This is a genomic window from Nonomuraea mangrovi (assembly GCF_042681425.1).
GTDB lineage: Bacteria > Actinomycetota > Actinomycetes > Streptosporangiales > Streptosporangiaceae > Nonomuraea > Nonomuraea mangrovi.
This window is the reverse complement of sequence record NZ_JBHUFV010000062.1, coordinates 13878-27083: the sequence shown is the minus strand read 5'-3', so window position 1 is coordinate 27083 and position 13206 is coordinate 13878. Positions and strand designations below refer to the sequence as shown.

Annotated in this window: 14 protein-coding genes; 10 read left to right on the top strand and 4 right to left on the bottom strand. The window is 69.9% G+C overall.

Going from position 1 to position 13206, the window contains the following annotated elements; translation table 11 throughout:
- The 8 genes from ACFSKW_RS43385 to ACFSKW_RS43350 all read left to right on the top strand — a co-directional run.
- On the top strand, positions 1-1129 hold a 1129-nt coding region (locus tag ACFSKW_RS43385; protein WP_379580322.1), incomplete at its 5' end, for an Hsp70 family protein.
- A 1-nt stretch (position 1130) separates the two neighbouring features.
- On the top strand, positions 1131-1631 hold the full coding sequence (locus ACFSKW_RS43380) for a nucleotide exchange factor GrpE (protein WP_379580321.1): 501 nt from the start codon (positions 1131-1133) through the stop codon (positions 1629-1631).
- Entirely contained in the window at positions 1631-2560 is a 930-nt protein-coding gene (locus tag ACFSKW_RS43375; protein ID WP_379580320.1) for a DnaJ C-terminal domain-containing protein, read from the top strand. Before ACFSKW_RS43380 ends, ACFSKW_RS43375 begins: the two co-directional genes overlap by 1 nt.
- Entirely contained in the window at positions 2557-2862 is a 306-nt protein-coding gene (locus ACFSKW_RS43370; protein ID WP_379580319.1) for a chaperone modulator CbpM, read from the top strand. The genes ACFSKW_RS43375 and ACFSKW_RS43370 overlap by 4 nt, the downstream gene beginning before the upstream one ends.
- A 1-nt stretch (position 2863) precedes the next feature.
- Complete coding sequence (gene clpB / locus ACFSKW_RS43365) at positions 2864-5467, top strand: ATP-dependent chaperone ClpB (RefSeq protein ID WP_379580318.1); 2604 nt, start codon at positions 2864-2866, stop codon at positions 5465-5467.
- Between the two features lie 18 nt (positions 5468-5485).
- Complete coding sequence (gene trxA, locus ACFSKW_RS43360) at positions 5486-5935, top strand: thioredoxin (protein WP_379580317.1); 450 nt, start codon at positions 5486-5488, stop codon at positions 5933-5935.
- A gap of 45 nt (positions 5936-5980) precedes the next feature.
- Entirely contained in the window at positions 5981-6343 is a 363-nt protein-coding gene (locus tag ACFSKW_RS43355) for an FAD-dependent oxidoreductase (RefSeq protein ID WP_379580316.1), read from the top strand.
- A 203-nt stretch (positions 6344-6546) separates the two neighbouring features.
- The gene (locus tag ACFSKW_RS43350) at positions 6547-7173 is read left to right on the top strand and encodes a transcriptional regulator (protein WP_379580315.1); all 627 of its coding nucleotides are present in this window, start codon (positions 6547-6549) and stop codon (positions 7171-7173) included.
- Positions 7174-7255: 82 nt separating this feature from the next.
- Here ACFSKW_RS43350 and ACFSKW_RS43345 read toward each other — a convergent pair whose 3' ends face one another.
- The 3 genes from ACFSKW_RS43345 to ACFSKW_RS43335 form a co-directional block, all read right to left on the bottom strand.
- Positions 7256-8353, bottom strand: a complete 1098-nt coding sequence (locus tag ACFSKW_RS43345) for a TetR/AcrR family transcriptional regulator (protein ID WP_379580314.1) — start codon at positions 8351-8353, stop codon at positions 7256-7258.
- A gap of 101 nt (positions 8354-8454) precedes the next feature.
- Complete coding sequence (locus ACFSKW_RS43340; protein WP_379580313.1) at positions 8455-8997, bottom strand: SMI1/KNR4 family protein; 543 nt, start codon at positions 8995-8997, stop codon at positions 8455-8457.
- A 357-nt stretch (positions 8998-9354) separates the two neighbouring features.
- Positions 9355-9546, bottom strand: coding sequence for a hypothetical protein (locus tag ACFSKW_RS43335; RefSeq protein WP_379580312.1), 192 nt, complete (start codon positions 9544-9546; stop codon positions 9355-9357).
- Positions 9547-9608: 62 nt separating this feature from the next.
- Here ACFSKW_RS43335 and ACFSKW_RS43330 point away from each other — a divergent pair, with 62 nt between their 5' ends.
- Positions 9609-10655 carry a LacI family DNA-binding transcriptional regulator gene (locus tag ACFSKW_RS43330; RefSeq protein ID WP_379580311.1) on the top strand — a complete coding sequence of 349 codons (1047 nt, stop codon included), beginning with the start codon at positions 9609-9611 and terminating at the stop codon, positions 10653-10655.
- A gap of 614 nt (positions 10656-11269) precedes the next feature.
- The gene (locus tag ACFSKW_RS43325) at positions 11270-11806 is read left to right on the top strand and encodes a hypothetical protein (protein ID WP_379580310.1); all 537 of its coding nucleotides are present in this window, start codon (positions 11270-11272) and stop codon (positions 11804-11806) included.
- Between the two features lie 366 nt (positions 11807-12172).
- Here ACFSKW_RS43325 and ACFSKW_RS43320 read toward each other — a convergent pair whose 3' ends face one another.
- Positions 12173-13201 (bottom strand): alpha/beta fold hydrolase, encoded by a 1029-nt coding sequence (locus ACFSKW_RS43320; protein ID WP_379580309.1) that lies wholly within the window; start codon positions 13199-13201, stop codon positions 12173-12175.
- Positions 13202-13206 lie beyond the last annotated feature (5 nt).

Here is a 13206-nt window from a genome sequence, read left to right as displayed (position 1 = left end):
GGAGAAGGCGAAGGTGGAACTCTCGTCTGTCACCCAGACCACGATCAGCCTGCCGTTCATCACGGCCGACGCCGCAGGCCCAAAGCACCTGAACACGACGCTGATGCGGTCGACGTTCGATCAGATCACCGCCGACCTCGTCGAGCGGTGCATGGGACCGGTCAAGCAGGCGATGGCCGACGCCAAGCTCACCGCGGACGACATCGACGAAGTGATCCTCGTCGGTGGATCCACCAGGATCCCCGCGGTGCAGAATCTCGTGCGCCGGTTGACCGGCGGCAAGGACCCGAACATGTCGGTGAACCCGGACGAGGTGGTCGCCATCGGCGCCGCCATCCAGGCCGCCGTCATCAAGGGCGAGGTCAAGGACGTCCTGCTGCTCGACGTCACGCCGCTGTCGCTGGGCGTGGAAACGCTGGGCGGCGTGATGACCAAGGTCATCGAGCGCAACACGACCATCCCCGCACGCCGTACCGAGACCTTCAGCACCGCGGAGGACAACCAGAACTCGGTCGACGTCGTCGTGCTCCAGGGCGAGCGCGAGCGGGCGGCCGACAACCGCGTGCTCGGCCGGTTCAAGCTGGAGAACATCCGTCCGGCGCCGCGCGGCGTCCCGCAGATCGAGGTCACCTACGACGTCGACGCCAACGGCATCCTCAACGTCTCGGCGAAGGACAAGGACACCGGCGCGGAACAGCGCATCACCATCAGTGAGAGCTCGACGCTGGACAAGTCGGAAGTCGACAGGATGATCGCGGACGCCGAACAGCACCGCAACGAGGACGTGCGGCTGCGCGAGATGGTCGACGCCCGCAACGAGCTCGACAGCATCGCCTACCAGGTCGAACGGCGCCTGAACGAGCTGGGGTCCGCCGTGGCGTCGCACGACAAGGCCCGCGCGGAGATGCTGGTCTCGGACGCCAGGCAGGCGATCAAGGAGGAATCGCCGATCGACCGGCTTCGCTCGCTCACCTCGGAGCTGCAGCAGGTCTTCCACGGCCTGTCCGCGGCCGCCGCGGGCCCGCAGCCTCCGGGCGGGCAGGCGGCCGGGCAGCCTGGTGGCCGGCCGGGCGGCCAGGCCGGGGGCGACGACGACGTCATCGATGCCGAGTTCACCACCCCTGAGTGACATGTCCGAGTCCGAACACGGAGCCAGGCCGGCTGAGGCCGAACAGACCGAACAGGCCGACCTCAAGGCGCTGATCGCACAGCTCGAGGCGCGTGTGTCCGAGCTCGAGGACCAGCGGCTGCGCGCGCTGGCCGAGCTCGACAACGTGCGCAAGCGAGCGACCAAGGAGGCGGAGCAGGAGCGGGCACGGGTGGCCAAGGAGTGGCTTCCCGTGCTCGACAACCTCGATCTCGCACTCCAGCACGCCGACGCCGACCCCAGCGCGGTCGTCGAGGGGGTGAAGGTCGTGCGAGAGCAGGCCCTCGCCCTTCTCGAGCGGCTCGGGTTCCCGCGCCGGGACGACACCGGTGCGGCGTTCGATCCGCTCCGGCACGAGGCCGTCGGCGCGGTCGCGCGCCCCGACCTGCCGCAGGGGACGGTCCTCCAGGTGGTCCGTCCCCGTTACGGCGAAGCCGAACGTCAGTTGCGCCCCGCCACGGTGATCGTGTCGAAGGTGGACTGATGGCCGACCAGCGCGACTTCTACCAGGCCCTCGGCGTTTCCAGGACGGCGAGCCAGGACGAGATCCAGCGCGTCTACCGCAAGCTGGCCCGCACCTACCACCCGGACGTCAACAAGGATCCGGAGGCTGAGGAGCGGTTCAAGGAGATCTCCGAGGCCTACCAGGTCCTCTCCGATCCGGAGACGCGGCGCAGGTACGACGCCTTCGGCGAGGACTTCCGCCGCGTGCCCGAGGACGTCGATCCCGAAACGTGGGCACGTGCGCGCGCGGGCGCGGGAGCGGGCGCGAGGGCCGGCGGCGGCCAGTGGAGAGGAGGCGGCGACGCCTGGCGCGACGTGGACCTCGAAGACGTCTTCGGCGACATCTTCGGCGGCGCCCGGGGCCGGGGCTGGGGCCCCGCTCCCGGCGCCGACCAGGAGGCGGAGCTGGTGCTCACGGTCGAGGAGGCCTACCAAGGCGGCCAGAAGAAGCTCGCCCTCAGCGGTGGCCGCCAGATCGACGTCACCATCCCGGCGGGCGTGACCAACGGCCAGCGCATCCGGCTGGCCGGGCAGGGCGGGCGCGGAGGAAGCGGAGCGCCGCCAGGAGACCTCTACCTGATCGTCCGAATAGCCGACCACCCGCGCTACCGCGTCGAAGGCCGCAACATCCACGCCACGTTGCCGATCACGCCGTGGGAGGGGGCGCTGGGCGCGACCGTCTCGCTCGACACTCCCGGCGGCGAGACCAAGGTGCGCGTCCCGAAGGGCACCTCCAGCGGCCGGCGGCTGCGCCTGCGCGGCCAGGGGCTGCCCAACCCCCGTGGAACCCCGGGCGACCTGTACGCCGAGGTCCGGATCATGGTTCCCTCGCGCCTCACCGAGGAGGAGCAGCGCCTGTTCGAGGAGCTCGCCGCCACCTCGTCCTTCGACCCGAGGAGGTCGCGATGACCTATGCGCTCGTCCGGCGGACGGCCGTCGACGCGGCGATGGACTTGGACAGTTTCGTCAGGGCCACCGGGCTCCATCCGGACCTGGCGCGGCGGCTCGTCGCCCTGGGTCTGCTCGAGGCGCGGCTCGACGCGGCCGGTCGGCTGTGGTTCCCGCTCTCGCAGGTCGCCGCGGCGGGCCGGATCCAGCGACTGCGCGCAGGATTCTCGCTGAACTACGCCGCGCTCGGCCTGGTGATCGAGCTGCTCGACCACATAGCGGAGCTGGAAACGGCTCTGCGCAACCAACGCACGGGAGGGTGACGTGGATCCGAACCGCCTGACGCAGAAATCGCAGGAGGCCCTGCACGACGCGCAGACCAAAGCGCTGCGTTACGGGCACACCGAGATCGACGGGGAACACCTGCTGCTGGCCCTTCTCGACCGCCCTGACGACCTCGTGCCGCGCCTGCTGCGCCAGGCCGGCGCGGACGCCGACCGGCTCAAGGCGGATCTGGAGGCCGATCTCGAACGCCGTCCCCGCGTGAGCGGCCCGGGCGCCGCACCCGGGCAGGTCTTCGTCACCCAGCGTCTGTCGCGCCTGCTCGACTCGGCGGAACGGGAGGCGCGACGGCTCAAGGACGAGTACGTCTCGGTGGAGCACCTGCTGATCTCCCTGCTTGACGAGGGTTCGCAGACCGCGAGCGGGAGGCTGCTGCGCGAGCACGGCATCACCCGTGACCGTTTCCTCCAGGCGCTGACCGCGATCAGGGGCAACCAGCGGGTGACCTCCGCCATGCCCGAAGTGGCCTACGAGGCGCTCGAGAAGTACGGCCGCGACCTGGTCGCCGACGCCGCGGCGGGAAAGCTCGACCCGGTCATCGGCCGTGACTCCGAGATCCGGCGGGTCATCCAGATCCTGTCCCGCAAGACGAAGAACAACCCGGTGCTCGTCGGCGACCCCGGCGTCGGCAAGACTGCCATCGTCGAGGGCCTGGCGCAGCGCATCGACCGGGGTGACGTGCCGGAAGGGCTCAAGGACAAGACGATCTTCAGCCTCGACATGGGATCGCTCGTGGCCGGCGCCAAGTACCGCGGCGAGTTCGAGGAGCGGTTCAAGGCCGTGCTGAACGAGGTCAAGGCAGCCGAGGGGCGGATCCTGCTCTTCGTGGACGAGCTGCACACCGTGGTCGGCGCGGGCGCGACAGAAGGCGCCATGGACGCGGGCAACATGCTCAAGCCGATGCTCGCGCGCGGCGAACTGCACATGATCGGCGCCACGACGCTGCAGGAGTACCGCCAGCACATCGAGAAGGACGCCGCCCTGGAGCGTCGCTTCCAGCCCGTGCTCGTCGACGAGCCCTCCGTCGAGGACGCCGTCTCGATCCTGCGCGGCCTGCGCGAGCGGCTCGAGGTGTTCCACGGCGTGAAGATCCAGGACAGCGCGCTGATCGCGGCGGTGGTGCTCAGCCACCGCTACATCTCCGACCGATTCCTGCCCGACAAGGCGATCGACCTGGTGGACGAGGCGTGCGCCATGCTGCGCACCGAGATCGACTCGATGCCCGCGGAGCTGGACGAGCTCACCCGCCGGCTGATGCGCCTGGAGATCGAAGAGGCGGCGCTCTCCAAGGAGGACGACCCGGCCAGTAAGGCGCGGCTGGAGGACCTGCGCAGGGAACTGGCCGACCTGCGGGCCGAAGCCGACGCCATGCGCGCCCAGTGGGAGGCCGAGCGCCAGGCACTCAAGAAGGTGCAGGACCTGCGGCAGGAGATCGAGACCGTGCAACGGCAGGCCGAGCAGGCCGAACGCGACTACGACCTGAACCAGGCCGCGGAACTGCGGCACGGCAAGCTGCCCGAGCTGCAACGCAAGCTGCAGGCGGAGGAGGAAAGGCTGGCCGCCAAGCAGGGCGGCAAGCGGCTGCTCAAGGAGGTCGTCACCGAGGAGCAGATCGCCGAGATCGTCTCGCGCTGGACCGGTATCCCGGTCAGCCGCCTGGAGGAAGGCGAGCGCGAGAAACTGCTCCACCTGGACGAGTTCCTGCACCGGCGCGTCATCGGGCAGGACGAGGCGGTCCAGCTGGTGGCCGACGCCATCATCCGCGCCCGATCCGGCATCAAGGACCCCCGGCGGCCGATCGGGTCCTTCATCTTCCTCGGCCCCACGGGCGTGGGGAAGACCGAGCTCGCCAAGGCCCTGGCCGAGGGCCTGTTCGACACCGACGAGAACCTGATCCGGGTCGACATGAGCGAGTACCAGGAACGGCACACGGTCAGCAGGCTCGTGGGCGCGCCCCCCGGATACATCGGCTACGAGGAGGGCGGGCAGCTCACCGAGGCGGTCCGGCGCAAGCCGTACTCCGTGATCCTGTTCGACGAGATCGAGAAGGCACACGCGGACGTCTTCAACATCCTGCTCCAGGTGCTGGACGACGGGCGGCTCACCGACGCGCAGGGCCGTACGGTCGACTTCCGCAACACCGTCATCATCATGACGTCGAACATCGGTTCGCAGTACCTGCTCGACGGCGTCACCCCCGACGGGGAGATCAAGCCGGAGAACCGCGAGAGCGTCATGTCGGAGCTGCGGCGGCATTTCCGCCCCGAGTTCCTCAACCGCGTCGACGACATCGTCCTGTTCAAGCCGCTCACCGAGGCGGAGATCGAGCAGATCGTCGACCTGATGTTCAACGACATCAGGAACCGGCTCGCCGACCGCCGCCTGACGCTCGAGGTGACCGAGAGCGCCAAGCGCTACATCGCCCAGCAGGGCTTCGACCCGGTGTACGGCGCGCGCCCGCTCCGCCGGTTCATCTCCCGCGAGGTCGAGACCCGCATCGGCAGGGCGTTGCTCAAGGGCGACGTGCAGGACGGCTCCGTGATCACCATCGACGTGCGTGACGGCGAACTCGTCGTCACCTATTGAGCCTGTTGAGGTGACGTCATGTCGTCCCACATCGTGACGTGCGCGGCATGCGGGCGTAAGAACAGGGTGCCCGCCGCCGCTTCGGGCGTTCCGCACTGCGGACACTGCCACGCGACGCTGCCGTGGATCGCGGACGCCGACGACACGAGTTTCGCCGAGGTGGCGGAGAAGTCGGTGATTCCCGCGCTGGTCGACCTGTGGGCGCCGTGGTGCGGTCCCTGCCGCCAGGTCAGTCCCGCGCTCGAACAGGTCGCGGCCGAGCTGGCCGGCCAGGTGAAGCTGGTGAAGGTCAACGTGGACGACTCCCCCAGGATCTCGTCACGGTTCGACGTCACGGCCGTGCCCACACTGCTGGTGATGCGGAACGGGGAAGTGATCAGCCGCCAGGCGGGCGCCGCCCCCGCGCACGTCCTGCGGCAGTGGGTGACGGGAGTGCTCGCGGACTACAGCGCCAGACGAGATCGCTGAATCGCCCGAGCTCCGGGGCACGACCCGACCCACCGGAGCAAGCACATGTCCGACCACCCACCCCCTTCCGCCGACGCGATCGTCGTCTACGCCGGACTGGCAGGCCTCATCTGCGCCCGTGACCTCCACCACCACGGCCTGAACGTCGTGGTCCTCGAAGCCCGTGACCGAGTCGACGGCCCCTTGAACTCCACGTGGCACGCGTCGCGGTTGTGCTCCTCGACGCGATGCATGGCCTCCAGCTCCAGCTGCCGCATCGCGTCGTCGGGGACCGGTCCCCCTGCTCGTTCGCGGATGAGGGCCTCAACGCCGCCGATCGCGTCGGTGAGGCGGGTCTCCTCGGTGCCCGCGTGGCGCTCGGCGCCCCCGCCGGTGACGGCCGGCAGGCTGTCCGGGTCCAGGCCGTAGACAGCGCGGGCGAAGCCGGACAGGAACCGCAGGCGCGTGTCCAAGGCGAACCGCGGGTCTCCCGTCTCAGCAGCCAGTCCCGCGGTGCTCTCCCCTGCGAGACCGAGGTTGAGGATCGTGCTCATCATGCCCGGCATCGACACGGTGCCGCCCGACCTCCGCCGAGAGCGGGTGGATCCAGATCACCGGTGCAGCGTCTCGACGTGCCGAACGCGCCCCATTCGACCAGTGCCGACCGGCTGGTGCCGCACGCCCTCCGCTGCATCGGGTTCGCCGGCCTCAGCCGGGTGTCCGAGGCGACAGGGCTCCCCGAGCCCGACGCCGAGTCCGAACTGATCGATCTCGCCGTGGCCGGCCTCGTCACGCGTGTTCCCGGCTACTTCGGCGGATGGGCGCTCACCGAGGCCGGACGCGCCGCAGATGCCGAGCGGATCTCCGCCGAGCTGGACGCGGCCGGCACCCGGACCACTGTTTCCGCCGCGTACGACGGCTTTCTCGTGCTCAATCCGGAGCTGCTCGATCTCTGTACGGCCTGGCAGCTGCGATCCGTCGACGGCGTCGCGACGCCGAACGACCACAGCGACCCCGCCTACGACTCGCGGGTGCTGGACCGGTTCATCGACTTCGACCAGCGTGCCGAGGTCGCCTGCGCGGACCTGTCCGCGGCGATGCTCCGCTTCCGGCGGTACCGGACCAGGCTCACCGGAGCACTCGCGCGTGCCAGGTCCGGTGCGTTGGACGAGGTGGCCGACAGCACCGTGTCGTACCACGCCGTGTGGTTCCAGCTCCACGAGGACCTGCTCGCCACCCTGGGCATTCCGCGGTTCTGAACGGTCGTGAAGCGTCCGGGGCGATACCGTCCAGACGCCGCCGCCGCGGATCATCGTCCTCCCTCGCCGTCGCCGCCGCGGATCATCGCCCTGCCTCACTGGAGCACGTGGCGGTCGGGTCCCCCGCCGTCGCCGCGGCGTGGGCGGCGCCTCGTCCGGAGGCCCGCGCGGAGACCGTGCCCGCGTGGACGCGCACCGCGGCCTCGGTGGCGTCGCCCGCGTCCTGGACGCCGACGGCCGAGGCGACGGCCGCGCGGTCGTCGAGGACGAGGCGCAGGCCCGGCCAGGCGTCGGGAGCGAACACGCGTCGCAGGCAGCCGGTGAGATCGCTGATCCTGAGCCGCACAAGGCGTCCGATCTCGGCTGGATCGCTCGTCACGACGGCCACGGTGATCCGGTCGCCCGGGCGGGCGGCGCGGACGGCTTCCTCGGCCGCCTCCAGCCGGCTGGTGCCGAGCACCGCGATCACACCGTCGGCGTCGAATCCGACGAGGCGACCGGTGATCTGATCCGGCAACTCCGCTGGCGGCTCCCATGCGTCCTGGACAGGACGTGCAGGGGTGACGTACGGCAGGTGCGGCGGGCCCCATGTGTCGGCGAGGTCGAGGCCGGCCAGGTGCTGGCAGGCGCGTGCCACGTCGAAGGGGTCGCCGAATCCGGGCGCCGTGTCGGCCAGGTGCCCGGCACCGTTCAACAGCGTGAGGACCAGCTCGGCCAGCCGTACCCGCCTCGTGCGGTACGGCGTGCGCGACTCCAGCGCGAGAGCCAGCAGCAGCGCCTCCAGCCTGGTGACCTGTGCCAGGGCGGTACGGCCAGGTTCGTCGTCGAACACCCCGGCCAGCGAGCGCAACTGCAGGCTCCCCCCTGCGGGCGTGTCGCCGGCCAGCGGCAGCCGCTCGAGCCAGGCGCGGGCGAACGCGCCCACGGCCTCGCCAGGACCGGGTGAGGACGACGCCTCGGCCTTGCCCGCGTGCTCGACCGACTCGATCAGGACCGCCAGGTAGAGCGCGCGCTTGCTCGGGAAGTTCGAGTACACCGCGCCACGGGTCAGCTCGGCCCGCTCCGCGATCCGGTCGACCTTGGCGTCGGCGTATCCGCGCTCGGCGAACTCCGCCCTCGCCGCGGCCAGCACGGCCGCCCGGGTGCGTTCCTGCTGCTGCGCTCGGGTCAGCCTTGCCATCGCGGTCCCTTCACTCTCCTCATGCGCACGATTCTCCCATCATTCAAATGCTACTATCATCTGAATGATGCGGACATGACCGTCGGGCAAGTGAGTCGTGCTCAGCGGCACATCGCGTCGATGAGATCCGAGAAATGCGGGAACTCCGCTTGTGCGGCAGTCACGATCTGGGTGGGGGCACGGCGGCGGCCGGGTGCGTGTCGCTCGGCGATCGCGTGGAAGGCCTCGTTCGGCGGCGTCGGGGAGTCGGGGTCTCTGAAGGCCTCGGCAGGGCCCAGGCCGGCGGCGAACAGCCAGAGGAGGTCGCCGAGATCCCGGGCGATCAGACCGTGTTCACCCTCTGAACCGATGTAGACAACGGGCTGGTCGATGATCGCCGCCTCGGGCCGTACCAGCCAGAAGCCGGTGTAGTCACCCGCCCCGGTCGTGCCGAAGAAACGGAACTCGCTGCCGTCGACCTCTTGGTTGCCGGTCCACAGGCGGAACCACCACGCCGTCCGGCCGGGCTCCTCGAACTGACCGTAGGGCTCGAAGTCACAGCCGCGGGCCTCGTCGGCCTCCTCGTCCCACTCCCACTCGAAGCCGACCTCGGCCACCTCGGCCAGGGCAGTGGGCAATGCGAGATCTTCAGGTACGTCAACCATGCCGAAAGATTAATCGATCAACGAAAGCTGCCGGCCGGCGTGCCCTGCGCCACCCTAGCTGCTTTCACCCCAGCGCCCTCCGCTGCGGTTGCGTCCGGGTGGCCGTTCGCGGCGCCTGAGCCGCTGACGCCAGTGACGATGTTCGGCGAACGCGCGGCCGACCGGCAGTTGCCATAAACGCTCAGGCGTTCCCGCGACTCCAAGCCATGCGTTCATGGAGGTCGTCGCAGGGCAGGATCAGCAGATGCCTCCGTAGCTGATCCTGCCCAGAGTCAAGTAGCCCGCCTGCGCATTCCTGACTCGTCCCGCTCTCCCCGGACCACCCGGCGCAAGCCGTCCAGCCGGCTCCTGGCCGGCTCAGGAGCAGGCGGGGCCGATGGCGGGGGCGGGGTCGAGCTGGTCGGCGGCGCGGCGCAGGGCGCGGGCCAGGCGGGCCCTGACGCGCTCGGTGTCGCCGCCGGGCCGCCGTGGCGCGCCCGGAAGGCCGGAGCGCAGGCCGTCGGAATATCCCATCGCGGTCTGGTGGGCGAGCACGTGCATGGCGTCCATGAATCCTCCTTAATCCATTAAGAGCTTAACTGATTAAGAAGGGCGGACGCTAGGGTGTGGGCATGGCCGAGCGAGTGACCCTGCAGACGATCGCGGACCGCGTCGGAGTCTCCCGCGCCACCGTCTCCTACGCCTTCTCCCGGCCCGACCAGCTCAGCACGGAACTGCGCGAGCGCATCCTGCGCGTCGCTGACGAGCTCGGCTACGCCGGCCCCCACCCCACCGCGCGCTCCCTGCGCCTCGGGCGGGCCGGGGTGCTCGGGCTGATCTTCACCGAGACGCTGCCCTATGCCCTCGGCGACCCCTACGCCATCGGCTTCCTGCAGGGGCTGGCCGTGGCCGCCGAGGAGGCGGCCGTCGGGCTGCTGCTCCTGCAGCAGCCGCGCGGCGTCGAACGCCCCGAACTCGTACGGAACGCCGTGGTCGACGCCTTCGTCGTCTTCTGCCTGCCCGACGGGCACGCGGCGCTCGACGCCGTCCTCGCCCGGCGCCTGCCCACGCTCCTGGTCGACGAGCCGATCGTGGACGGCGTACCGCACCTCGGCATCGACGAGCAGGCCGCCGCCGGCGCCGCCGTGCGGCACGTGCTGGACCTCGGGCACCGGCACCTCGGGTTGGCCGTGGTCGGCCTGGGCGTCGACGACCGCCACGGCTGGGCCGACCCCGCCCGGCAGGAGACCGCGGTCTTCCGCGCCATGCGCAACCGCGTGCTCGGCTACCGCGCCGCGGCCGAGGCCGAGGGGCTGGACTGGGCGCGGACGCCCGTCTACGAGGTGGCGGCCAACGAACGCGACTCCGGCCGCGAGGCCGGGCGGGCGCTGCTCGCGCGCTCACCCCGGCCGACGGCGATCCTGTGCAACACCGACGTGCTGGCGCTCGGCGTGCTCGACGCGGCGGCCGAGGCCGGGGTGAAGGTACCGGAGGAGCTGTCGGTGGTCGGCTTCTCCGACGCCGGCGCCGAGGAGGCAGGGCTCACCACGATCCGCCAGTACAGCCGGCTCGCCGGCCGGACGGCGGGCCGTCTGGTGCTGTCCGGGGAGCCCACGCCCGAGCGCACCCTGCTGCCGCACGAACTCGTCGTCCGCGCCAGCACCGCCCCGCCCCCATGACGACGCCATCCGCGAGCAGGGCCGGGGCACCGCGACCCTCCCCGCCGCCCCGTCCTTCAGGCCGTCGGCTCGGGTCCGTGCCATGAGCCCCGCAGTAGGGCGTTGCCGCAGGCCATGATGGGCGACAGACGTTCGGCATGAGTCAGGCGGTCGCCACCGTGACAAACGCGGCTTCAAGGCGCGATGCCGAGCGCGTTCGTGAAGTGCTACGCGGTGCCAGGCTGGTGAAGTGCGGCGACGGCCGGGCCAAGGGTCGAGCCGGACAACGACGACGATCAGACGCCGCAGGCGTGGCTGGTGCCGTGAACACCTCTCCGGCCTGTCGTCACTTCGACCCGAGATCGCAGATCAGCGGCATATCCGTTGGTAACTCCTTGATGGCTACCGGGAACCTGAGTAGCAAGATCGTTCTCATCGAGAACGGCTGCCCGCCGTCTCCTCACCCCCGCGTTTGTCAAGGGCTCCCCTACGCTCGGCCACCTCCCTCGAGTGTCACCATCCACACAGGTATCATTACTCTCCGTAGTCAAGCGGTGGAGATGCGATCAACGCGCCCACCGCACCACGAAAGGGCCTCATCCGTGGGGTTCTGATGACATCAACCAGGATGGATCATGAGTCTTCAACTGCGCTGGGCCACCATCATGACTGCGACCGCGATGGCGGGCGGCCTGACCGCATGTGGTGCCGATATCGCTTCCATGTCCACGTCCATGTTCATGCCCGGGTCCACTCCCCCTTCGAAGTCGTCCCACCAGTTGTCGTCTCACTTCGACTCTCAGTACGGCTCCCAGTCGGACCCCGACCCCGACTACGACGTCGACCCCGAGTCCGAGTCCGAGTCCGAGTCTGTGCCCATGTCCAACAGCAGGGTGAGGGAGTGCCACAAGGGCCTCTGCACGGTGACGGTGTCCGGCGCCTCGACGCAGAGCATCTCGCTGGCCGACAACGACAGCGAGACCGCTGAACGGCAAGCGTCCACCCTGGTCATCAGCGACTTCGCCGCGGACTCGGTCTGGCTCGGAATGGGCACGGAGAAGAAGCAGGTACAGAAGGGCAGGTCCGTGGGGATCGGCGGTTGGACGTTCACCTTGCAAAGCGTTGACCCGAACGCTCTCGCGGCGAAGCTCGTCTACGTCCCCAAGGCTTAGGGCTGCCGCGCCAGCGTCGGCGCTTCCGGCATCCGGGTCGCAAGCTGCTCGATGGCTCCTGGAGCGGTTCGTCACCACTCGCTACGGCGTCGCGTACTGACTTTCCGCCGCGGCCCCGGCACCGGGCGGACTACCCGTGCTCCCTCACAGGCCGCCGAGACCCCTACCGCCGTCCTAGGCACCACGGCCAAGCGCGACGGATGCCAGGTCGCGATGGACAGCCCAGGCCGCGAGGCCGATCGGCGCCTCGCGAGCGGCAGGCCCGCACGGAATGGATGCCGACCTCACCTGACGCACGGTGACGACACACCGAGACGCACTGGCGCGGGGTGCTGTGCGGTACCCCGCGCCGCGCTGGGGGCGGAGTCATCCGTCGAGGAAGCGCAGCAACTCCGCGGTGACGAACTGGGGGTTCTCCTCGACGAGCCAGTGCCCTGCCTTCGGCACGTCCACCGCCCGCACGATCTTGGTCATGCGTGGGGCCACTGTGGCTCGGACCGGGTCGAGCTGTCCTTGGGCGGTCATGAGCAGGGTAGGGACACGTATCGGTGCTGCTGCCACGGCATCGCGGACGTCCTTGTCGAGGGCTCGGTAGAGTTCGAAGCCGCCCGACAGGACCTTGGGTCGGCTGTAGGTCCGTGCGTACTCGTTGATCTCGGTGTCGGTGAACGGGGACCGATCCGAGGTGCCACCGAACGCCGTTCCACCGAACGAGACCTGGGGGTAGAACAGCGCCAGGTACTCGCGGACGTCGTCGCCTACGACCGTCTCGGGGACTCGTCGTTGGGAGTGAAAGGCGATGTGCCAGCTCAGTGAACGGTACGTGGACGCATCGATCGCGGGCCCCGGTAGCGGCAGGTCGAAGTATCCGAGGCGTGCGGTGTCGTCGGGGAATTGGCTGGCGTACTGAAATGCCACTGCGGCGCCGAAATCGTGCCCGACGACGCGGGCGTCACGCACCCCGAGCCGATCGGCGATCAGCTTGTGCACGTACCGCGCCAGAGTGGCCTTGTCGTAGCCGGTCGGCGAGCCCGTGCTGTCGCCCAGTCCTGGAAGGTCGACAGCGTAGACGGTGTGGTTCTTGGCGAGTGCCGGCATGATCGGCCACCAGCCGTACCAGGTCTGTGGCCAGCCGTGTATCAGCACTACCGGCGTGCCGCTGCCGCCGGTCACGTAGTGCATCCGGACGCCGTCCACATCGGCGAACTCGTGCCGGAAGGTGTTCTTGAACTGGGGATCGCCCTGGGTGGCGACGGCGTAGGGGGGAGCGCCCTCGGCGGCCGGCGTGGAGCAGGCCGCGGTAAAGATCGCGAGCAGGAGGGCGAGTGCGACGGTCGCCACCGTGCGCGCGGATCGGAGGAAGCGGCGCGACAACGGCCGCGTTGCGGTGATCATGCGTT

What these genes read in the sequence shown, in the direction of transcription:
- ACFSKW_RS43320 (WP_379580309.1), bottom strand. Translation starts at nt 13,201, where the DNA reads ATGATCACCGCAACGCGGCCGTTGTCGCGCCGCTTCCTCCGATCCGCG.
- ACFSKW_RS43340 (WP_379580313.1), bottom strand. Translation starts at nt 8,997, where the DNA reads ATGGTTGACGTACCTGAAGATCTCGCATTGCCCACTGCCCTGGCCGAG.
- ACFSKW_RS43330 (WP_379580311.1), top strand. Translation starts at nt 9,609, where the DNA reads ATGGCCGAGCGAGTGACCCTGCAGACGATCGCGGACCGCGTCGGAGTC.
- ACFSKW_RS43375 (WP_379580320.1), top strand. Translation starts at nt 1,631, where the DNA reads ATGGCCGACCAGCGCGACTTCTACCAGGCCCTCGGCGTTTCCAGGACG.
- ACFSKW_RS43335 (WP_379580312.1), bottom strand. Translation starts at nt 9,546, where the DNA reads ATGGACGCCATGCACGTGCTCGCCCACCAGACCGCGATGGGATATTCC.
- ACFSKW_RS43345 (WP_379580314.1), bottom strand. Translation starts at nt 8,353, where the DNA reads ATGGCAAGGCTGACCCGAGCGCAGCAGCAGGAACGCACCCGGGCGGCC.
- ACFSKW_RS43370 (WP_379580319.1), top strand. Translation starts at nt 2,557, where the DNA reads ATGACCTATGCGCTCGTCCGGCGGACGGCCGTCGACGCGGCGATGGAC.
- ACFSKW_RS43380 (WP_379580321.1), top strand. Translation starts at nt 1,131, where the DNA reads ATGTCCGAGTCCGAACACGGAGCCAGGCCGGCTGAGGCCGAACAGACC.
- ACFSKW_RS43355 (WP_379580316.1), top strand. Translation starts at nt 5,981, where the DNA reads ATGTCCGACCACCCACCCCCTTCCGCCGACGCGATCGTCGTCTACGCC.
- ACFSKW_RS43325 (WP_379580310.1), top strand. Translation starts at nt 11,270, where the DNA reads ATGAGTCTTCAACTGCGCTGGGCCACCATCATGACTGCGACCGCGATG.
- trxA (WP_379580317.1), top strand. Translation starts at nt 5,486, where the DNA reads ATGTCGTCCCACATCGTGACGTGCGCGGCATGCGGGCGTAAGAACAGG.